21 protein-coding genes are annotated in these 20,668 nt (G+C 67.1%); 11 read left to right on the forward strand and 10 right to left on the reverse strand.

Translation table 11 applies throughout. The features are described 5' to 3' along the window. Window positions 1–35 precede the first annotated feature (35 nt). On the reverse strand, window positions 36–629 hold the full coding sequence (locus ACFQEV_RS04600) for a flavin reductase family protein (protein ID WP_379693007.1): 594 nt from the start codon (window positions 627–629) through the stop codon (window positions 36–38). Between the two features lie 178 nt (window positions 630–807). Between ACFQEV_RS04600 and ACFQEV_RS04605 the strand changes: the two genes are divergently transcribed. From ACFQEV_RS04605 to yciH, 5 genes are all read left to right on the forward strand, one after another. Beyond that, the gene (locus ACFQEV_RS04605; protein ID WP_379693009.1) at window positions 808–2,346 is read left to right on the forward strand and encodes a lamin tail domain-containing protein; all 1,539 of its coding nucleotides are present in this window, start codon (window positions 808–810) and stop codon (window positions 2,344–2,346) included. Next, entirely contained in the window at window positions 2,343–2,636 is a 294-nt protein-coding gene (locus tag ACFQEV_RS04610) for a DUF3006 domain-containing protein (protein ID WP_379693011.1), read from the forward strand. The genes ACFQEV_RS04605 and ACFQEV_RS04610 overlap by 4 nt, the downstream gene beginning before the upstream one ends. Window positions 2,637–2,878: 242 nt before the next feature. After that, window positions 2,879–3,007: a hypothetical protein gene (locus ACFQEV_RS04615; protein ID WP_379693013.1), complete on the forward strand. Its 129-nt coding sequence runs from the start codon at window positions 2,879–2,881 to the stop codon at window positions 3,005–3,007. Window positions 3,008–3,224: 217 nt separating this feature from the next. Further along, window positions 3,225–3,953, forward strand: a complete 729-nt coding sequence (locus tag ACFQEV_RS04620; RefSeq protein ID WP_379693015.1) for a hypothetical protein — start codon at window positions 3,225–3,227, stop codon at window positions 3,951–3,953. A gap of 239 nt (window positions 3,954–4,192) precedes the next feature. Continuing rightward, entirely contained in the window at window positions 4,193–4,498 is a 306-nt protein-coding gene (gene yciH / locus ACFQEV_RS04625) for a stress response translation initiation inhibitor YciH (protein ID WP_379693017.1), read from the forward strand. A gap of 105 nt (window positions 4,499–4,603) precedes the next feature. Here yciH and ACFQEV_RS04630 read toward each other — a convergent pair whose 3' ends face one another. The 3 genes from ACFQEV_RS04630 to ACFQEV_RS04640 all read right to left on the reverse strand — a co-directional run bounded on the left by ACFQEV_RS04630 (window position 4,604) and on the right by ACFQEV_RS04640 (window position 8,340). Then, window positions 4,604–5,821 carry a GNAT family N-acetyltransferase gene (locus ACFQEV_RS04630; RefSeq protein WP_379693019.1) on the reverse strand — a complete coding sequence of 406 codons (1,218 nt, stop codon included), beginning with the start codon at window positions 5,819–5,821 and terminating at the stop codon, window positions 4,604–4,606. Between the two features lie 34 nt (window positions 5,822–5,855). After that, entirely contained in the window at window positions 5,856–6,926 is a 1,071-nt protein-coding gene (locus ACFQEV_RS04635) for a CNNM domain-containing protein (protein ID WP_379693021.1), read from the reverse strand. 64 nt (window positions 6,927–6,990) lie between these two features. Beyond that, the gene (locus tag ACFQEV_RS04640; RefSeq protein ID WP_379693023.1) at window positions 6,991–8,340 is read right to left on the reverse strand and encodes a hemolysin family protein; all 1,350 of its coding nucleotides are present in this window, start codon (window positions 8,338–8,340) and stop codon (window positions 6,991–6,993) included. A 367-nt stretch (window positions 8,341–8,707) separates the two neighbouring features. On the opposite strand from ACFQEV_RS04640, the gene ACFQEV_RS04645 reads away from it, so the two are divergent. The 3 genes from ACFQEV_RS04645 (at window position 8,708) to ACFQEV_RS04655 (ending at window position 9,859) form a co-directional block, all read left to right on the forward strand. Continuing rightward, a complete protein-coding gene (locus tag ACFQEV_RS04645; RefSeq protein ID WP_379694536.1) occupies window positions 8,708–8,917 on the forward strand; it encodes a hypothetical protein in 210 nt (69 codons plus the stop codon). Between the two features lie 69 nt (window positions 8,918–8,986). Next, window positions 8,987–9,238, forward strand: coding sequence for a hypothetical protein (locus ACFQEV_RS04650; protein ID WP_379693025.1), 252 nt, complete (start codon window positions 8,987–8,989; stop codon window positions 9,236–9,238). Between the two features lie 87 nt (window positions 9,239–9,325). Continuing rightward, on the forward strand, window positions 9,326–9,859 hold the full coding sequence (locus ACFQEV_RS04655; RefSeq protein ID WP_379693027.1) for a DUF5815 family protein: 534 nt from the start codon (window positions 9,326–9,328) through the stop codon (window positions 9,857–9,859). A gap of 7 nt (window positions 9,860–9,866) precedes the next feature. Here the strand turns inward: ACFQEV_RS04655 and ACFQEV_RS04660 are convergent, their stop codons facing one another. Continuing rightward, window positions 9,867–10,475 (reverse strand): cupin domain-containing protein, encoded by a 609-nt coding sequence (locus ACFQEV_RS04660; RefSeq protein ID WP_379693029.1) that lies wholly within the window; start codon window positions 10,473–10,475, stop codon window positions 9,867–9,869. A gap of 201 nt (window positions 10,476–10,676) precedes the next feature. On the opposite strand from ACFQEV_RS04660, the gene carB reads away from it, so the two are divergent. Further along, window positions 10,677–13,925, forward strand: coding sequence for a carbamoyl-phosphate synthase large subunit (gene carB / locus ACFQEV_RS04665; RefSeq protein WP_379693031.1), 3,249 nt, complete (start codon window positions 10,677–10,679; stop codon window positions 13,923–13,925). 84 nt (window positions 13,926–14,009) lie between these two features. Here carB and ACFQEV_RS04670 read toward each other — a convergent pair whose 3' ends face one another. Next, complete coding sequence (locus ACFQEV_RS04670) at window positions 14,010–14,834, reverse strand: NAD(+)/NADH kinase (protein WP_379693033.1); 825 nt, start codon at window positions 14,832–14,834, stop codon at window positions 14,010–14,012. A 237-nt stretch (window positions 14,835–15,071) separates the two neighbouring features. Between ACFQEV_RS04670 and ACFQEV_RS04675 the strand changes: the two genes are divergently transcribed. Next, a complete protein-coding gene (locus tag ACFQEV_RS04675) occupies window positions 15,072–16,160 on the forward strand; it encodes a KaiC domain-containing protein (protein ID WP_379693035.1) in 1,089 nt (362 codons plus the stop codon). A 103-nt stretch (window positions 16,161–16,263) separates the two neighbouring features. On the opposite strand, the gene ACFQEV_RS04680 is transcribed toward ACFQEV_RS04675, so the two are convergent. From ACFQEV_RS04680 to ACFQEV_RS04695, 4 genes are all read right to left on the reverse strand, one after another. Further along, the gene (locus ACFQEV_RS04680; protein WP_379693037.1) at window positions 16,264–16,617 is read right to left on the reverse strand and encodes a hypothetical protein; all 354 of its coding nucleotides are present in this window, start codon (window positions 16,615–16,617) and stop codon (window positions 16,264–16,266) included. A gap of 355 nt (window positions 16,618–16,972) precedes the next feature. Beyond that, window positions 16,973–17,659, reverse strand: coding sequence for a nitroreductase family protein (locus ACFQEV_RS04685; protein WP_379693039.1), 687 nt, complete (start codon window positions 17,657–17,659; stop codon window positions 16,973–16,975). 124 nt (window positions 17,660–17,783) lie between these two features. Further along, window positions 17,784–18,206, reverse strand: coding sequence for a universal stress protein (locus tag ACFQEV_RS04690; protein WP_379693041.1), 423 nt, complete (start codon window positions 18,204–18,206; stop codon window positions 17,784–17,786). Between the two features lie 85 nt (window positions 18,207–18,291). Next, complete coding sequence (locus ACFQEV_RS04695) at window positions 18,292–20,175, reverse strand: ATP-binding protein (RefSeq protein ID WP_379693043.1); 1,884 nt, start codon at window positions 20,173–20,175, stop codon at window positions 18,292–18,294. 148 nt (window positions 20,176–20,323) lie between these two features. On the opposite strand from ACFQEV_RS04695, the gene ACFQEV_RS04700 reads away from it, so the two are divergent. Further along, a complete protein-coding gene (locus ACFQEV_RS04700) occupies window positions 20,324–20,665 on the forward strand; it encodes a DUF7113 family protein (protein ID WP_379693045.1) in 342 nt (113 codons plus the stop codon). Window positions 20,666–20,668: the final 3 nt, after the last annotated feature.

The following is a 20,668-nucleotide window of genomic DNA, read 5'->3' on the forward strand; positions in this document are numbered from 1 at the left end:
GCCCGACAGACGACGGGCGACCCCCGCGTTCGACGTTAGAACTGCCGTTCGAACTCCACGGGGTCGGACACCGTGTAGTACGGCCCGCCGAGGCGGCCGACGGTGTCCACCTTCGTCATGTCTCTCTTCCCGTCGGTCAGCACCTCGTCGGCGACGTGGACGTACCGCACCTCGCCGAGGACCATCAGTCGGTCGTGAACCTCCATCGAGTCGTACAGCGTACACTCCATCGTGACGACGGCGTCGGCGACGCGCGAGGGTTCGATCCGCCGGCAGTCGGCGCGTTCGACGCCCGCGAGGTCGAACTCGCTCTCCCCCGGCGGGAGGCGTTCAGACGTGCGATCCATCCGCTCTAACAGGGGTTCGGTGACGACGTTCACGGCGAACTCTCCGGTTTCGAGGGCGTTCCACGCGGTGTCCTTCAGGCCGCCGTTGTCCTCGTTCGGACTGGTGAACAGCACCACCGGTCGCTCCGACGAGACGTGGTTGTAGGAACTGAACGGCGCGAGGTTGTCCGCGCCGTCTTCGTCCGCTGTGCTTATCCACGCTATCGGCCGCGGGGTGACGGCGCTCTTTAACAGGCGCGCGTTCTCCCGGGGCGTCGCGTCCGCCACGTCGAACTCTGTCATCCACTACCACACCGCCGCCGCCCCGTCTGAAGCGTCGGGTCGCCGCCGCTCTCTCCGCGTTCCGACGGTTCCGGCGGTTTCGACGCGTCTCGGCACCGGAGTCGCAGTCCCTGCGGACGAGACTCCGAATCTGACGACGGGGCCGACATTCATCGCCGAGAGCCGTCGTGTGTACCGCATGACATCACCGAGAGCCGTGGTAACGTTCGTCGTCGTCCTCTCCCTCGTCGTCGCGGGGTGCGTCGGACAGGGAAGCACCGCGGCGGCCCCCGAGGACGCGGTGACGACGCCGTCCGCGGCGACGAACGCGCCGACGGACGCGCCGGCGGCGACGGACGGTTCGACGCCAAGTGCAACGCCGTCGTCGTCCGCGGCCGGCGGGAACGGGAGCCTCGAAGTCCACTTCATCAACGTCGGGCAGGGTTCGAGCGTCCTCGTCGTCTCGCCGTCGGGGGAGACGATGCTGATAGACTCCGGCGACTGGCGCGACGACGGTGAAGACGTGTTGCGGTACCTCGAACGGCAGAACGTCTCGCGCATCGACCACCTCGTCACCACGCACGCCGACGCCGACCACATCGGCGGGCACGCGGCGGTCATCGAGCACTACGAGACCGAAAAGGGCGGCGTGGGGGCGGTGTACGACCCCGGAATCCCCGCCGCGTCGGCGACGTACGAGCGCTACCTCGACGCGGTGGAACGGCACGACGTTCCGCTGTACGAGGTCGCCGCGAACGACACGATACCGTTCGCGGGGGTCAACGCCACGGTTCTCGCGCCGCCCGAGTCGCCGCTCGCCGAGGGCGACAGAAACGAGAACAGCGTCGTCCTCTCGATACGGAACGACTCGCGGTCGCCCGGGTTCCTCCTCCCCGGAGACGCCGAGAACGACGGCGAGGCGTACCTCACTCGGCAGTACGAGGAGCGACTGAACGCGACCGTACTGCAGGCCGGTCACCACGGCAGTCGGTCGAGTACGAGCGACGCGCTCCTCGACGAGAGTTCGCCGCGCGTCGCCGTCGTCTCCAGCGCCTACGACTCCCGGTACGGTCACCCGCACAACGAGACGCTCGGGAGACTCGCCTCGCGGTCGATTCCCACCTACTGGACAGCCACCCACGGGAACGTCGTCCTCGTGGAGGACGGCGACGAACTCGTCGTGAAGACGCAGCAGAACGCGACGACGAACCCCCTCGAACTGCGCTCGGCACCGCCGGTCGAACCCGGAACGGGGCCGAACGTCACGGAACGCAGTCGCCTCTCCCTCTCGACTGGGGGCGACGGAGACGGGACGACAACTCCCGCGGACACCGCGACGCCGACAGAATCTCCGACGCCGACGCCCACCGCGACGCCGACGCCCACTCCCGCACCGTCCGACTCGGCGTCGATTTCGCTCGCCGAGGTCAACGCCGACGCGGCCGGAGACGAGAACGAGAACCTCGACGACGAGTACGTCGTGTTCAGAAACACCGGCGACTCGGCGGCGGACCTCTCGGGGTGGACGGTCGAGGACGCGGCGGGTCACACCTACGCGTTCCCGGAGGGGTTCACCCTCGGCGCGGGCGAGAGCGTCACCCTCCGCACCGGAACCGACGAGGACACCGAAACCGACCTGTACTGGGGATCCCAACGCGCCGTTTGGAACAACGGCGGCGACACCGTCACGCTGAGAGACGAGTCGGGGGCCGTCGTCTTCGAGGAGGCGTACCCGTGACCGAACATATCTACACCGCCGTGTTGGACCGCTTCGAGGAGGAGAGCGCGGTCCTCCTCCTCGAACGAGAGGGGGAGGTCGTAGACGAGACGGTCGTCCCGCGGGCGATGCTGCCCGAGGCGGGCCGCCACCGAGACGCCGTCTTCGGCGTCTCCCTCGCCGACGAGGAGTCGATGGAGTTCAGATACGACCCCGACCGAACGCGGGAGCGACGCGACGCGGCGCAGTCTCGGTTCGACCGACTCTCCCGGCGATTGGGCGACGAGGAGTCGGACTCCGACGAGGGGTAACCGCGGTAGAGTACGACGGCGACCGGAAGGGGCGAAACCGTCCGTGCCGTCTGGACCAGCGAGAACGGCGAGACGTCGGCGACGCTGAGCGAGTCCGAGGCACTCGACGAGTCCTGACCCGATTCGCGGTCCGACTCGACGGTCCACCGACTCCCCGCCCTCGTTTCGCCCGCTCGACGGCACTATTTACTCGATTCCGTATCACAGTACTGTTATGTTGTCCGGCGGTATACGACTCTCCGGTGCCCGAAATAACCGTCTCGGAACCCCTGTACCGCCAACTCGTCTCCGCCTCCGACGGGGGGGACTTAGACGAGACGATGTGGAAGATGGTGGCTCGCTACAGTCGGGGTAACACGCCCGGCGACTGAGACGGCCCACTCCGCGCTGACGGTTCCTCCCTCCCGTTTTCGACCGCGTTCCGAATCTACCGGTAGCGTCGCCTCGGCGGGTAACTGCCGCCTCTCGCCTCGAAGTGTCGGATCTCGTCTCGTTCTCTATTTATAACGTATATCACGCGGTGAAGCCGAGACGCCGAATCTGACGACGTGGGTGACGTTCATCGGCGAGAACAATGGTGGATACAGTATGGCAGTCACGCGTTCCGTCGCAACGCTCGCCGTCGTACTCGCAGTCGTTCTTGCGGGATGCGCCGGCGATGGAGGAAGCGCGACTACACCCGACGACGTGATAGAGACGCCGGAACCGACCCCGAAGGGCGCGAACCCGTCCGCGAGTAGCGGAGGGACCGACTCGGGCGAGACGGCGACGCCGACGGACACGCCGACGCCGACGCCGACGGCTACGGACACCGCGACGCCGACGGACACGCCGACGCCGACGGCGGACGATTCCGACTCGTCGTCCGGGGACGACGCGGACGACGAGGACGATTCCGATTCGGCGTCGAGGGCGAACGATGACGACGACGAGGTTGCGACGGCCACAGAGACCCCCTCTCCGACGGCCACGCCGACGGCTACGGACACCGCGACGCCGACGGACACGCCGACGCCGACGGCTACGGACACGCCGACGCCGACAGTCACGAACACCTCGACGCCGACGGCTACGGTATCTCAAACACCGACGGCCACCCAGACATCATCACCGACGGCCACGGGAACCGCGACGCAGACGGCTACGAAGACCGCGATGCAGACGGCCACCGAAACCGCGACATCGACGGTTACGGCGACGCCGACGTCGACCGCCACCGAGACTTCGACGCCGACGGCCACGGGAACCGCGACGCAGACGGCCACTTCGTCCTCGACTGGGAAGGGGCGACGACGTCCGCGCTCTCGTCGCTACTGAAGCAGGTTTCTCTCGTCGTACCGCGGTAACCTCCCGCGGACCGAGGCGGACTGCCCGGACGCCGGCGATTCGCTCTCCCTTCTCGGCCGGCCGACGACTCCGATATCGACTCGTTCGCGCGCGAGGTTGGTAGTCCGTCCCACGACGTTCGTTCGAAAGTGAACATCACCGTCGATAGGGTTCGTACCCGCCGCGAACGTGGAGAACGGGTATATACGTCTCCGGCCCGTAGTGGGGGTGTGGCAGATAACGACGACCTCGGTTCGGTTTCCGGTCTTCCGGAGGAACTGGGCATCGACACCGACCTGCAGAAGTCGCAGCAGGAACTGACGGTCCGACTCGACACGCGCCGGTACGGGAAGGCGATGACCATCGTCTCGGGGTTCGACCTCTCCCGCGACGAGATGAAGGAGGTCGCGTCCACGCTGAAGCAGAAACTTGCCTGCGGCGGGACCGTCGAAGACGACGAGATAGAACTGCAGGGCGACCACACCAACCGCGTCCACGACATCCTGCACGACATGGGCTACCAGACGACCGACTGAACCCCCGCGGTCGGCCAAATCGAACCCTCGAACCGTTTTTCCGCGCGTCACCGCCTCGTCAGCGTCGCGTCCGCGACGAGAGCGTGTACGCCGCCCGTCGGCGTATCAGAACCGCTCGCGGAGGAACGTCCGTTCCCGCGGGAAGAGGCGTTCGAGCGTCTGCGCCGCCTCGCCTTCGACGGACGCGTCGCCCGCGCGAACCGCCTCCTCGACGGTGCGCGCGCCGACGAGAAGCTGCGAGAGCGCGCCGATTTCCACCTCGCCGTCCGTCTCGGCACCGCCTTCGACGCGCCGACAGGTCGCGTCCCCGTCCGCGACGTCGAGGCGGAAGGCGGCGTCGTTCCACTCGCACCGGTCGTCGCGCACGCCCAGCGTCACCGACCCCTCGGCGTCGTACGAGACGTCCGTCAGCGCCGACGCCACGTCCACGATGCGGACCATCGGCCCGGGGCGGATTTCCAGCGTCGCCGCGCGGGGGTCGGGGTACGCGTCGATAGGTCGGACCCACTCGGGGAGGCGGACGAACCGAACCTCCTCGACCTGCGAGTCGTGGTCGCGGCAGAACCGGTGGAGGTGCGCCTCCGCCTCTCCGTCCGCGGCCGCGAGTTCCCGGACGTTCAGTCTCCGGCCGTCGCCGTCCTCGCGTTCCTCGAACGCGTAGACGACGTACCCGCGGAGGCAGCCGGCGTCGTCCTCCCACCCGTAGACGAACGAGTCCGGTTCGTCCCCGCCGAAGACGGCGTGGCGCCACCACCCCTCGGTGCGCTTCACCGCGAGCGATTCCGTCGCCCACGACTCGTGGACGGCGCGCATCGCGTCGATGTCCTCGTCGGCGCGGAGGCGTCTGAACGACCCCGCGGGGTCGGACGCGACGGCCGACAACTGCTCGGGCGGCGCGGCGAGTCGGGCGTAGTTGTTCGCCGTCGCCCACCCGAACCGGCGATAGAAGGGGTACTCGAAGGGCCAAAGCGTCGAGAGGGAGACGCCGTCGTCGCGGTGGCGTTCGAGGAGGGCGTCGAGCATCCGCGCGACGACGCCGCGGCGGCGCGTCTCCGGCGGCGAGGCCACGGCCGCGAGACCCGGCATCCGGTGCCAGTCGCCGCGGACGCGGACGGTGAAGTCGTAGGTGCCGCAGACGGCGGTGAGGTCGGATACCTCGGGCGTCTCCCCCGGCGGCGTCTCATAGAACCCGAGGGGGGTGAACAGGTCAGGGTGGTCCTCCTCGTCGCGGTCCCAGCTCGGTCCGTCCGTCGGGCGGAACGCGTAGTTGATTCGCTCGGTGAAGGCGTCGAGGTGCGCGTCGGGGAGGGTACGGAGGTGCATACTCGCCCGTCTCCGCCCGGAGCAAAATGTCCGCCTATCGCGCCTCCTCGTCTCGGGCGTCCCGGTCGAGGGGGTCCTCCAACTCCCCCATCACCGTCTCGAAGGTGTCCGTCGCCGTGAGTAGGCCGACCGCTTCCCCGTCCGAGGCGACGAGCGCGAGTTCCTGACGCTCGTCTTGGAACCGGTCTATCGCGTCGCTGACCGTCACGTCCGGCGAGAGCGTCATCGGTGGGGCCGCGATGTCCTCGAACGTCGTCTCGCCGCGTTCGAGCTCCGAAATCACGTCGATGACCGCGGGGACGTAGACGATGCCGCGGAAGTCGGAGGGGTCGCTCCCCACGAGCGGATACCGGGTGTGCGGCGACTCCGCCAACCGGCGGAGGTTCTCCTCGACGGACGCCTCCGTCGAGAGGTAGACGACGTCCTCGGCGTCCACCATGACCCTATCGACGCGTTGGGTGCCCGCCGCAAGCGCGCCCAACACCTCCTCTTGGCGCTCTTCGGAGAGTTCCCCCCGTTCGAGGACGGAGTCGAGGCGTCGGTGCAACTGCGCTCGCGTCTCGATGACCTCCTCCTCGGTTTCGAGCCACGCCCCCGTCATCTCGACGCCGAACAGTCTCAGCGTCCACTTCGCGACGGTGTCGCCGACGGCCATGACCGGTCTGATGATCCACGCGAACCAGTACAGCGGCGTCGCCCCGTAGCGGCACACCGTCTTGGTCCGTTCGACGCCGAGGTACGTCGGCGTCTGCTCGCCGTGGGTGAGGTGGACGAGGTTGATGAGGGCGAACGCGAGGAGTCCGCCCGCCCCGACGCTCGCCAACACCGTGCCGCCGAAGAGCGGCTCGAACAGCGCCGCCAGCGCCGGTTCGGACACGATTCCGACGGCGATGCTGGAGGCGGTTATCCCCACCTGACAGCTCGTGAGGTATATCTCCAGATCGTCGGTCATCTCCCACGCCCGGCGGAGTCCCGGTTCGTCGAACTCCGACGCCGAGTACTGCCGGACGCGCGTGAGGGCGAACTCGACCGCGACGAAGAAGCCGTTCGCGAGGATGAGGAGAACGCCGGCGAGGAGCCGAACGCCGATTTCGAATGGCGTCATTCGTCTGACCGGTTCCGGCGTGCGGTGTTGGAAGCTTCGGCCGACCGACGGCGACCGGCGGCGCTTACTCCTCGGACTCCGGCGTCGGTTCGTCCGTCTCCGTTATCGTGATCTGGGAGATTCGCGTGTCCTCCACTTCGTTCACGCGGAGGGCGTAGCCGTCCACCTCCACCCTGTCGTCCACCTCGGGGACGCGTCCGAGGTGGCTGAGCACCAATCCGGCGATAGTCTCGAAGTCCTCGCTCTCGAAGTCCGAACCGACCTCCTCGTTCACCATCTCGATGGAGACGTTGCCGTCGGCGGCGTACGCGCCGTTTTCGAGCCTCGTCACCGTCGGTTCGAACTCCTCGGCGTCGAACTCGTCGCGTATCTCGCCGACGACCTCTTCGATGATGTCCTCGATGGTGACTATCCCCTCGAGTTCGCCCCACTCGTCGATTATGACGGCCATCTGAATCTCCTGCTTCCGGAAGGCGACCAGCAGCTCGTCGATGCGGTGGTCCTCGGGGACGACGAGTACCTCGCGGGCCATGTCCCCGGCCGTCGGCGCGGGGCGCGCGTCGTCCTCCGTCCGGGCCTCCGTCGCGCGGAGCACGTCTTTGATGTGGACGAAGCCGACCGCCTGTTCGCCGTTCTCGGCGTCCAACACGAGGTACCGCGTGAACTGCCCGTCGGCGACGAACGAGCGGAGTTCGTCCAGCGGCATCTCCGGCGGAACCGTCACCACGTCGGGGCGGGGGACCATGATCTCGCGGGCGACCGTATCGCCCAACTCGAAGATCCCCTCTATCATCTCGACCTCGTCGAGGTCTATGTGACCCACCTCCTCCGACTGAGAGAGGACGAGTAGAATCTCGTCTTCCGTGTGGGCCTCCTCGGACTCGGAGGCGGGCGAGACGCCGACGAGGCGCGTGAAGAAGTTCGCCGTGCCGTTGAACACGACGATGCCCGGCACGAAGATGTAGTAGAATATCTTCATCGGCAGGGCGACGAAGAACGCGATTTTCTCGGCCTCCTGGATGGCCATCGTCTTCGGCGCGAGTTCGCCGAAGACGACGTGCAGGAACGTGATGATGCCGAACCCGACGGCGAACGAGACCAGATGGACGGCCGATTCGGGCAGGAGAGGTCCTAGGAGGGGTTCGATGAGCGACGCCACGGCGGGTTCGCCTATCCACCCCAGCCCGAGCGAGGAGAGGGTGATGCCCAGTTGGGAGACGGCGAGGAACTCGTCTAAGTTCTCCACCGCATCGACGACGTACTTCGCCCCAGACTTCCCCTCCTCGGCGAGTGCGTCCACGCGCGTGGGACGGATTCGGACGAACGCGAACTCCGCGGCGACGAAGAAGCCGTTCATGAACACGAGGAAGAGCGCGAGGAGAATCTGGAGGCCGGAGACGACGACGTTTACCATCGGACTCCCCGCGCGTCGTTCGAACGAGGTTGTCTCTCCGGCGACCGAACTGCGTCGCCGTCGGTACGCTCGAACGTCGGTTCGCGTCCGCGTCGGAACGAGAGAGGCGCGGCCGCCCGAGAGGAGACGGAAGAATCGAGGGGCCGACCAGCGAAAGCAGCCATACCTACGTATATACTCCGGCGTCGCAAAACGATATCGACTCGCCGCACCGACGCGCGAAACCGAGCCTTTCAGGACGGTTCGGCTCCGACGGTGGGGTATGAGCGACGACGAAAGCGAGGCGCGTCCGTCCGGCGGTGTTGATGAGACGCGAAGCGCCTCGTCCGCCCGCCAGCCACCGTCCGGCGAGGACGGGGAATCCACCCTGTTCGCGTTCACGCGCAGCAAACTCCTCCTCGTGGCGATTCTGTTCGTCGGCATCGCCGGGTCGGGTATCGCGCGGCGCGTGCTCGGCGAACTCGGCTACAACGGGGTCGGACGCCTCGTCTTCCTACTCGGCTACGCGGGGATGGTCGTCGCCATCTGGTACGGGTGGATACGTCCGCTCGACATCACCGGCCCCGCGGAGGAGTGACGAGCCGAGACAGTTCGCCGGAGAGAACGGAACTTTAATACTCGATTCGCGCCGAATCTCCCGTAAAGGATGCTACCCCTACAGCTCATCGACAGCTTCCTGCTCGACTACAACGTCGGACAGGCGCTGTTGCTCGTCTTCATACTCGCGCTCGTGGGCTCGCTCCCGCTGAAATCGCAGAAGATAATCGCCATCAACGTCACCGCCTTCGGCGTCATCTTCCTCCTGACGCCGCAGTCGCTGGTGCCGACGCACTACCTCTATCTCGGCATCGCGCTGCTCGTCGTCGGCCCGATGCTGCTCACGACCGCGAACCGGTAACCGCGAAGGCGACTGCCGCATCCTGTTTTCCCCCGCGTCTCCCCCCGGAGCGCGACGTTTAAACGGCGAGGGCGACAACGACGGGATATGGCACAACCGCGCGTCCCCGGCGGCGGGGGCGAGGATCTGGACCTCCCCTGCGGGGAGACGAAGCGCGTCCGCAGTCTCGACCTCGGGATGCGAGAGTTCGACTGTTCCTGCGGGGAGCGACACGCCGTCGTGATGGACGTCCACCCCCCGGAGCGATTCCTCCCGGAGTTCCTCGTCGAGATTCTCCGCGAGGCCGTCGAGACGACGAGCGACGAGATGCCCGAGTTCGGCACGCCGCACCTCATGGGCATCGCCTTGGAGGAGTTCCCGCAGAAGGTCGTCTCTGAAGACGTGAGCGACGACGGCGAAGTCGGCGCGGGCATAATCTGGGTGACCGACTTCGACTCCCGCCGCCTCCACGAGATCCTCGTCGAACTCGTCGTCGAACTGATGGAACACGCCATCTCCCACGCCGACGACGAGAGCGCGATTTCGGAGTTCGAAGCGCAGATGCTCGACTTCGACGTCGCCGAGTTCGTCGAGGAGTACCGCGCGCAGCGCGACCTCTCCGAGGACGACCTGTACGCCTGACTCTCCGTCACTCCGCTTTGCTCTCATCCGCTCCGAGATACCGCTCGTAGTCGCCGTAGCCGAGGGCCCGTCCGAGCGGTGCCAGAAGCGAGACGCCGAGTTTCTGAAGTCGCACCGGCAGGGCGGCGAGGTAGAGCAAGTCGTCGTAATCGTCCACCACGGCGGCGAGTCGGAGCGGGTTCACCGGCATCCCCGACGGCGTGCTCGCGCCGTCGCGCGCGAGGCCGTACGTCACCGCCATGAACTCCTCCGTCCGGAGCGCGGGCCGAACCTCGCCGACGATGTGTAGTTCGTCCGTTCCGGCGTTCCAGAACCGGTGTTTCTCTCCCCTCGGGACGGTCACCGACTCGCCCGGACCGAGGCGTTTCGTCCCGCCTTCGTGCCAGACGCCGAGCGTTCCCGCGACGACGGCCAACACCTCGTCCTGTTCGGGGTGGACGTGCCGCATCGGCCCGTGGGAGTTCGGCGGCGGAGCCAGCCACATCTCGAAGCGCGCGTACGCGCCGCCCGTCTCCGCCGCCCCTTCGAGGTACCGGACGCGCTTTCCGCTCGGCGGACAGTCGATGACCGCCCGCGCCTCGCCGTCCGGTTCGTCGTCCGCCGTCGTTCGAGACACACCTTCGACTCGTCACCGTCCGAGAAAGACGTTTCGACGTGTAGGTTTCGGTTTTCCCCCGAGAGGTGCGGAGCGACGGCGAGAGGACCGAGCGAACGCTCTCGGACGGTCGCTCGGCAAGTATTACGATATTCGTAATTCGGTTTCGCATCTCGTAGTTTTTCGCCGGGCTTATTACGATGTGAGGATTTGGAGAGCATGATGACCGACGAGGACACTTCGACCGACTCTCGGGCAGAGTCCGAGGACAGGACGATACTGCTCATCGGCAGCGGGCCGATTCAGATCGGACAGGCGGCCGAGTTCGACTACTCCGGCGCGCAGGCGTGCCGAGCGCTGCAGGAGGAGGGTGCGCGAGTCGTCCTCGTCAACTCGAACCCGGCGACGATAATGACCGACCCGGAGATGGCCGACCGGGTGTACATCGAACCGATCACGACGGAGGCCATCGCCGAGATCATCCGCAAGGAGAACCCCGACGGCGTCATCGCCGGCCTCGGCGGCCAGACGGGACTCAACGTCACCGCCGAACTCGCCGAGGAGGGCGTCTTAGAGGAGTACGACGTCGAAATCATGGGGACGCCGCTGGACACCATCTACGCCACGGAGGACCGCGACCTCTTCCGTCAGCGGATGGAGAACATCGGCCAACCCGTCCCCAGTTCGACGACCATCTCGCTCGAGGAAGACGAGTCGGTGTCGAACATCACCGACGAGGACCTCGCGGACCGCGTGGAGGCGGCCGTCGAGGAAGTCGGCGGCCTCCCCGTCATCGCCCGCACGACGTACACGCTCGGCGGGTCGGGGTCCGGCGTCGTCGACGACATGGACGAACTGAAAGAGCGCGTCCGCAAGGGCCTGCGCCTCTCGCGCAACAGCGAGGTGCTCATCACCGAGTCCATCTCGGGGTGGGTCGAACTGGAGTACGAGGTGATGCGGGACGCCGACGACTCCTGTATCATCATCTGCAACATGGAGAACATCGACCCGATGGGCATCCACACCGGCGAGTCCATCGTCGTCACGCCGTCGCAGGTGATACCCGACGAGGGCCACCAGGAGATGCGCGACGCGGCGCTCGAAGTTATCCGCGAACTCGGCATCCAAGGCGGCTGTAACATCCAGTTCGCGTGGCACGACGACGGCACCCCCGGCGGCGAGTACCGCGTCGTCGAGGTGAACCCGCGCGTCTCCCGGTCCTCGGCGCTGGCGTCGAAGGCGACGGGCTACCCCATCGCCCGCGTGACGGCGAAAGTCGCCCTCGGCAAGCGCCTCCACGAGATAGAGAACGAGATCACCGGCCAGACGACGGCCGCCTTCGAACCGGCCATCGACTACGTCGTCACGAAGATTCCGCGCTGGCCCAAGGACAAGTTCGCCGACGTCGACTTCGAGCTCTCGACGGCCATGAAGTCCACCGGCGAGGCGATGGCCATCGGGCGGACGTTCGAGGAGTCGATGATGAAGGCGCTCCGTTCGACGGAGTACGAACCCGCCGCCGACTGGGACGAGGTGTCCGACGAGGAGCTCGAAGCCCAGTACCTCGAACGCCCGACGCCGGACCGCACGTACGCCATCTTCGAGGCGTTCGAGCGCGGCTACTCCGTCGACGACGTGGTCGAACTGACCGGCATCAAGGAGTGGTACGTCGAGCGCTACAAGAACATCACCGACTCCGTGGTCGCCGCCCAGGAGGGCGACTTCACCGCCGCGGCGACGGCGGGGCACACGAACGCCCAAATCGCCGCCGCCACCGGCGCGGACGTCGGCACCGTCGAGACGGAGGTCCCCGGCCGCACCTACAAGCAGGTGGACACCTGCGCGGGCGAGTTCGCGGCGCAGACGCCGTACTACTACTCCTCGCGCAAACCGGAGTACTTCTCCGGTCCGTACGAGGGCGACGCCGCCGCGGGCGAACTCCGCGTGGACCGCGACGTTGAGAGCGTCGTCGTCGTCGGCGGCGGTCCGATCCGCATCGGACAGGGCGTCGAGTTCGACTACTGCTCGGTCCACGCCATCCGCGCCCTCCGCGAGATGGGCATCGACGCGCACGTGGTGAACAACAACCCCGAGACGGTTTCGACGGACTACGACACCTCCGACGGCCTGTTCTTCGAGCCCATCACGGCCGAGGAAGTCGCGGACGTGATAGAGGCGACGGACGCCGACGGCGTGATGGTGCAGTTCGGCGGCCAGACGTCAGTCAACATCGGCCACCCCCTCGAAGAGGAGATTCAGCGCCGCGGCCTCGACTGCGAGATTCTCGGCACCACCGTGGACGCGATGGACCTCGCGGAGGACCGCGACCGGTTCAACCGCCTGATGGACGACCTGGGCATCCTCCAACCGGAGGGTGGCTCCGCGACGAGCGAGGACGAAGCGCTCGAACTGGCGAACGACATCGGTTACCCGGTGCTCGTCCGCCCGAGCTACGTCCTCGGCGGCCGCGCGATGGACGTCGTCCACTCCGACGAGGAACTGAAGGAGTACATCGAGGAGGCGGTTCGCGTCTCCCCCGACAAGCCCATCCTCATCGACGAGTTCCTCGCCGACGCGGTGGAACTCGACGTGGACGCCGTCGCCGACGGCGACGACGTGCTCATCGGCGGTGTGATGGAACACGTCGAGAGCGCGGGCGTCCACTCCGGCGACTCCGCCTGCATGATTCCGCCGCGCTCGCTCGACGAGGAGACGATGGCCCGCGTCCGCGAGGTGACCGAGGACATCGCCGCCGCCCTCGACACGGTCGGCCTGATGAACGTCCAACTCGCCGTCAAACAGCGCGACGACGGCTCCTCGGACGTGTACGTCCTCGAAGCGAACCCGCGCTCCTCGCGCACCGTCCCGTTCGTCTCGAAGGCGACGGGCGTCCCCATCGCCAAACTCGCAGCGAAGGTCATGGCGGGCGAGTCGCTCGCGGACCTGAAGGCCCAAGAGCAGATTCCCGAGCAGTTCAGCGTCAAAGAGGTCGTCCTGCCGTTCGACCGCCTGCCGGGTTCGGACCCCCGCCTCGGCCCGGAGATGAAGTCCACGGGCGAGGTGATGGGAACCGCCCGCACCTTCGCGAAGGCGTACGACAAGGCCCAGGACGCCACCAGCAAGACCATCCCGACTGAGGGAACGGCCGTCGTGGACCTCGGAGCCGACGAGTTCCCCGGCGCGGACACCGAGGAAGGACAGACGCTCCGCGACGCCTACGCCGACCACTTCGAGTTAGCCGACTTCGAGGGCGAGGACCTCAAGCGGGCGCTCCGCGAGGGCAAAGTCGACCTCGTGGTCTCGCGCGACCGCGACGCGCTCGAAGTCTGCGTCGAGGAGGACGTGACGTACTTCTCCACGCACGCCTCCGCGAAGGCCGCGCTGGAAGCACTGGACGCGAAGGACGCTCCGCTCGACGTGGAAGCCATCTCCGACCGCCCGAAGCGGACGGCCCGCTGGGGCGGCGAGTAAGCGGTAACCGACGCGTCTCGTTTCGCACTGCTCCCGTTTTTCGATATTCGTAACGGAGTCGTCTCGGTCCGTACCGACGCCGTCTCAGTCGAGTTTTCCGAGCGCCTCGAAGAAGTCCGAGGTCGGTCCCGCCAGCCGAACGGGTTCGTCGGCGGCGGCGACGGTCACCTCCGTCGGCGGTTCGACCTCTCGGCGCGTCCGCCCGTCGCTGACGACCACCGCCCGTTCGGCGTCGGTGAGCGTGATGGTCACCTCCACGTCGGGCGCGACGACCAACGGCGGCATCCCGCTGTCGGGGACCATCTCGTTGACGACGAGGCCGTTGACGCTGGGGTGGACGAGCGGTCCGTCCTCGCTGAGGTTGTACGCGGTGCTTCCGGTGGGGGTGGCCACGAGGACGCCGTCGGCGTGACCGCCGGTGTAGAGCGACCCGTCCACCCGGACTTCGACGCCGACGCCGCCGCCGTGCCCCCGACGCGCGCCCGTGACGGTGACTTCGTTCATCGCCGGATCTTCCGTCCATCCGTCGCCGGAGGCGGCGATTCGCGGCACCTCGCGGGCGACGATGTCGCCGTCCTCCCCGAACGCCGCGACTTCGTCCATCACCGCGTCGACGGCGTTCTCCGGGCCGACGGCGTTCAGAAAGCCGACTTCGCCGAGGTTCACGCCGAGGATGGGCGTCCGGCCGGCCCCCCGCGCGGCGTAGAGGAACGTCCCGTCGCCCCCGATGCTGACGACGAGGTCCGTCGCGTCGAACTCCTCCGCCGGCGTCCCCGAGACGTCGAGCGTCGCCGCCGTCTCCGTGTCCACGCGCACCTCGACGCCGGACTCGCGGAGGCGCCCGCGGAGTTCGTCGGCGAGGTACGCCGCCCGGCTGTTGCCACGCTGTGCGAGGATACCGACCTTCATGTTCGTGCAGGCGGCTTTGCGTCCCCCCGGGAAAAACACACCGTCCGGCGGCGACCGGACTCCCGTCCGCGGACGGCGCGAGACGGTGTCCCGCGGCCCGTCGGGGTTCCTTCGGCAGTGAGGCGCGGTACGTTCAGCCACGGGCAACATTCATGCACTCCGACTTCCTCCTTCCGACGACTGCGATGGACGTGACCCGTACGCCGCGCGGCCGCACCCGTCGAGGGAGTGGGAGACGTGGGTGACGACGATGACGACTGGTTCGAACGCGCTCTCCGGGACGACGACGCCGACGACTCGGAGGCGGCCGACGACGCCCCGGACGCCGAATCGAGCGACGCCGACGGGGGCGACTCGGTCACCGACGGGACCGACGCCCGAGACGCCGACGCCGACGCCGACTGGGACGACTTCGCGTCGGCGTTGGAGAACGCGCCCGGACCGAACGGCGCGGAGTCCGGTTCCGGTTCGGACCCCTTCGGCGGGGAGTTCGGCGGGCCGGTCCGCGACCGTTCCGGCGGGTTCGGGGCCGACGACGGCGGCGCGCCGTTCGGCGCGGGCGGCGACTTCGACGTCGCACCGCCGCAGGGCGGCCCCGAGGAGTTCGACGAGGAGAACTTCGAGTCGGAGATAGACCGCCTCGACATCGGCATCGACGGCCTCGACGAGATGATTCTCGGCGGCGTCCCCGTCAGGTCGCTGATGGTGGCGATAGGCTCCGCCGGGACGGGGAAGACGACGTTCGGCCTCCAGTTTCTGAACCACGCGCTCGAAGCGGGCGAAAGCGCGGCGTTCATCACCCTCGAAGAGAGCAGAGAGCGCATCCTCGACACCGCCGAGGAGAAAGGCTGGCCGTTCCGGAGGTACGAGTCCGACGGACGCCTCGCCGTCGTCGATTTAGACCCCGTGGAGATGGCCAACAGCTTAGAGAGCATCCAGAGCGACCTCCCGAGACTCGTCGAGGAGTTCGGCGCGGACCGCCTCGTCCTCGACTCCGTGTCGCTCTTGGAGATGATGTACGACCGCCCCTCGACGCGCCGCACCCGCGTGTTCAACTTCGCCCGGTCGCTCAAGGAGGCGGGCGTGACGACGATGCTCACCTCCGAGGCCAGCGACGACAACCCGTACGTCTCGCGGCACGGCATCGTCGAATACCTCGCTGACGCCGTCTTCGTGCTCCAGTACGTCCGTCCAAACGACTTCCGCGAGACGCGTCTGGCCATCGAGATTCAGAAGATACGGGACGCGAACCACTCCCGGGAGACGAAACCGTACGAACTCACGAACGAGGGGATCAGCGTCTACGGCCGCGCGAACATCTTCTGACGCGTCACCAGCGACGCTCGCGTCTCGCGGCCATCGCAGAATCCCGTGAAGGAAGGAGATCCCACCCAGAAACGATACTCGAACTCAGTCCGAGAGCGCCGACTTAGACTCCTTCGGTGGTCGTTTCGTTGCCGAGAGCGCCGCCTTCGGTGGTCGTGTTCGTCTCGTTACCGAGAGCGCCGCCTTCGGTGGTCGTGTTCGTCTCGTTACCGAGAGCACCGCCTTCGGTGGTCGTCTCGTTACCCATGGCGCCGCCTTCGGTCGTGGTCTCTTCGCCAGCGCCACCTCCGGTCGTGGTTTCTTCGCCGCCGCCACCGCCGGAACAACCGGCGAGTGCCAGCGTCAGCGCAGTGCCTCCTGCGGCGACGAACGCCCGACGACCGAGTGCGTCTCGCGATTCTTGCTCCACACCCGATTGTGTGGTCTCTTCACAGTCCTGCAGCGTCTTGTCGGACATGGCACCCGATGTACATTCTGGCCAGGTATAATTCATTTGCCATCTGTGCCTGACATTCTGATATTATATTTACAATCTTTTTGGTCGAAAACTGACGTACGGAGGCGACTTGGTAACGGAATTAAATCTCCATCCTGCACTATCAAGATAAATTGCATGTATGTCAGAACTGAATCTAGTCAGTATCGTTAACGTGGATGATATTCACAAGGTTGGCGGCGAGTCCGTCCGCGGAGAACTCTCGCGGCGGGAGTCGAAGTCCGCGAATCGGGTGCGAGACGGTCCAGCCGGGGGAGGCGGGCCGGGGAAGAGTGGCTAAGGAGAAGACGGGGAGGGAACCGACGCGACGCCCGATTCAGTCGTCGGCGGACGCGGGCGTCTCCTCGGGCAGCTGCGTCGAATCGACGGGGTCGAACTCGTCGAAATGGACGATTTCGTCCACGGGGCGGCGGAACTTCCGTTCGTTCGCCACGTCGGCGGCGTCCTCGTCGGGGTAGCCCATCGTGACGAGCATCACGGGTTCGTACTGCTCGGCGTCGATGTCGAACTCCTCGACCAGCGCCTCGGCGTCGAACCCGCCCATGGGGCACGTGGCGACGCCCTCGTCCCACGCGGCGTTCATCAGCGCGGACACGGCGAGCGTCGTCGAGCGAACCGTCCAGATGCGGCGCTCCTCCTCCGGGAGGGCGGCCATCCCGTCGATGCTCTCCATGACGGCGTCTCGGGCCTTCTCGTTCGGGAGGTACCCCTTGTTCACCCAGTCGTCGAGGACGGCGTCGGCGTGCGCCGAGGGGTCCTTGTTGCCGAGGACGACGACGGCGACGGGCGCGTCGGTGACGTGCTCTTGGTCGTACGCCACGGACCGGAGGCGTTCGCGGTTCTCGTCCTCCGTGAGGACGAGGAACTCCCACGGCTGGAGGTTGTAACTCGACGGGGAGTGCCGGACGCGTCCGAAGATGCCCTCGATGGTCTCCTCGTCTAGCGCTTCGTCCGCGTACTGGTGAACCGAACGTCTGCTCTCGACGACTTCGCTGAACTCCATCACGTCTCGGTAGGGCCGACGAGTACAAGTACCGGCGGACACCGGCGCGGATGGCCGATTCTAGATCGTGTTCTCAGGCCTCGTACCGCCCGTGTAACCCGGTTACGCCGGTGACACCCACCCCTCACCGGACGATTGTGACGGGCACCGGCGACCGCCGGACGACGTACTCGGCGGTGCTGCCGAGGAGGATGCGCGAGATGCCCTCCCGCCCGTGACTCCCCATGACGATGTGATCGAACTCCCCGTCGCCGGCGACGCTCACGATGCTCTGGGCGGGACGACCGACCTCGGTTCGCGTCCGAACGTCGGCGTCGTCGTCGAACGCCGCCCGCGCCTTCGCTAACAGTTCCTCGGATTCCTCGCGCATCTCCTCGTACCACTCCTCGGACCCGCCTGGCAGGGCGCTCGGGCGCGGGTCCGTGGCGACGGGGTCGATGACGTGCAGAAGCGTCACCGTCGCGTCGTCCCACTCCGACGACGCGAAGTGAAGCGCTTCGACGGACTGCGGCGACCCATCGACGGGCAGGAGCAGGTGTTTCGACATACGAGAACGTACGGCACGGACGAGTAAAACTCCGCGCAACTGTCGGCTCGCGGATACGACTCGCCGGACTCCGAGGGGGCGGCCGTCACTCGCCGTGCCGCGTCACGCACGTCGAGAGGCCGAGCAGTTCGACCGGTTCGGAGTTGTCCGGCGAGTAGACGACCATCTGGCCCTTCTCCATGTACGGCACCTTCCCTTCGAGGTTCGGCGGGATGTTGACGCTCTTTATCGCGTCGTCGTCGCCGAGGTTCAACACGAGTTTCGTATTCACCTGCTTGAACACGGGTTCGGCGATGTCCTGGGGGTCTTGGGTGATGAGAAACAGGCCGAGTCGCTCCTTTCGGCCCTGTTTCGCCGCCTCCGTGAACTTCGAGACGACTTTGCGGGCTTGGACGGTGTCGGCGTCCGACAGGAAGTTGTGCGCCTCGTCCATCCCGAGGACGAGGGGCGTCTCCTTGATACGCCGGGAGTCGGGCGCGTTCGACAGTTTGTCGTCGATGAGCATGCTCGACACCGCGAGGACGAACATCTCCTTCGCGCGACTCGAAGAGAGGTGGTACGTCGGAATCACGGTCAACCCGCCCGGCCGGACGAGTTCGTGGTCCAACTCCGTGACGGGCCGGGCGGACTGGTCGAAGACGCCGTTCGGGACGCCGCGGACGCGGCGCTTGACCGCGTCGTACGTCGCCTCGTGGACGCGCCCCGCCTCGTGGAGTTCCTCCTTCAACGCCGGGTTATCGAGGAACGTCAGGAACTCGTCGTACGTGCCGTCGTCGCCGTGGTCGCGGAAGAACCGCCGCAGGAGTTCCCGCAACGCGGGGTACTGGTTCTCGTTGAGGCTACTGCCCGCGACCAACCACGGCCTCTCGCGCGCCATCGAGAACGGAATCGTGAACTCCAGTTGCTCCGCGCCGTGGTTCTCTCCGCCGTAGGGGACGCCGTCCTCCTTCGGTACGAGCGCCAGCGTGTCGTCGTGACCGCCGTGGGCGATGCCCTCGCGTTCGTACCGGCGGGCCGCGTCGTCGGACATTGACGGGTTGTCGTCGTGCATCTGGGCGTACTCGTCCTGCGGGTCGAACTGCACGACGGCCATCCGCGCGTTCCGCCCGTCGTCCATCCGGTACGTCCGGTCCGAATCAAGCAGTTGCCGCAGCAGGTTCTTCGAGGCGTGCGTCTTCCCCGACCCGGTGCCGCCCGCGACGAGGGTGTGCCGGAAGACGAGTGGGTCGCCGTCCGCGTAGTCGTCCTTCAGGCGGTAGTCGATGGTCGGCGGTTCCGCCGCGGTTCGAACCTTCTCGCCGCCGACGGAGAGGTGGCCGAGGAAGACGCCTTCCGAGGGGATGTTCAGCCCCGTCTTTATCTGCTCGGCGTCTTCGGCCTCCGCGACTATCGCGCGCGGTTTCGGCACGCGGTCCACCATCCGGCGCTTCATCTCCGCGCCGTCCCGAAAGAGGACGGCCACGGGGTCGAGCGTCGCCACGAACTTGTAGTCGCGTTCGTCGAAGTCGTCGCGCCGCATCGCGCGGCGGGCGTGTATCTCGGTGGCGTCGTCGGCTTGGAACTCTTGGGCGTACTCCAGCGAGCAGATGCGGCAGAACAGCAGTTCGTCGTCGGGGTACGGGACGAGGAGGTACTTCCCGAGGCGGACGTTCTCTCGGTTCCCCGTCGTGACGAACGCTCGAAGCGACGTGTCCTCGCCGTCCTCGGCCACGCGGAGTCCCTTCGAGACGGCTATCGCGCCGATGCCGCGGTCCGACCCCGTCGGTTCGACGTCCATCTCGTCGAACGAGAGGTCGTCCTCGCTCGACCCGTTCGGCGCGCCGGGTGCCCCCGCCGCGGACGCCCCCGCGCCCGAACCGGTCGGGGCCGGCGCGGCCGGTTCGTCCGACGCCGACTCGCCCGCGTCCGCCGAGTCGGACGACCCGTTCCCCCCGTTCATCTCCTCCTCGAAGTCGCCGAGGTCCACCATGACGTTCCACGACAGGGAGTCCCTCGACTAAAAACACCACCCATCGCCGTCCTCTCGCGCGCGGACCCCCGCGGGCCTCGTCGTCGCCTCCCGTGGGCCTCCTCCTCGCTCCACGCGCCTTTTCACCCTCGGGACCGTACCGTGGGCCATGCTCTTAGTTCGCGGTTACGGCGGCGGGACGACGCTGACGGGGACGATATACGAACGGGGCGAACGGGCCCCGTCGTTCAAGGGCGCGCCCGACGAGGACGCGCCGTACGTCTGGGTCTGCGACGAGTTCTACGAGGTAGAGAGCGGCGGCACGCAGACGGAAATCGGCGGCCGGACGCTGAACGTCGCGTTCGACGCGCCGATGCCGCGCGGGTTCGACACGCGGGAGCAGGCGCTGAACGCCGCGAGGGACCACGTGAAGACGCAGTTCGCCCGCGTCGGCGTCGCCGAGGACGACGTGAACATCGAAGTCGTCAAGACCGAACCGGACGCCGCCTGAGTC

Origin of the sequence: Halopelagius fulvigenes (assembly GCF_042662625.1) — an archaeon.
GTDB lineage: Archaea > Halobacteriota > Halobacteria > Halobacteriales > Haloferacaceae > Halopelagius > Halopelagius fulvigenes.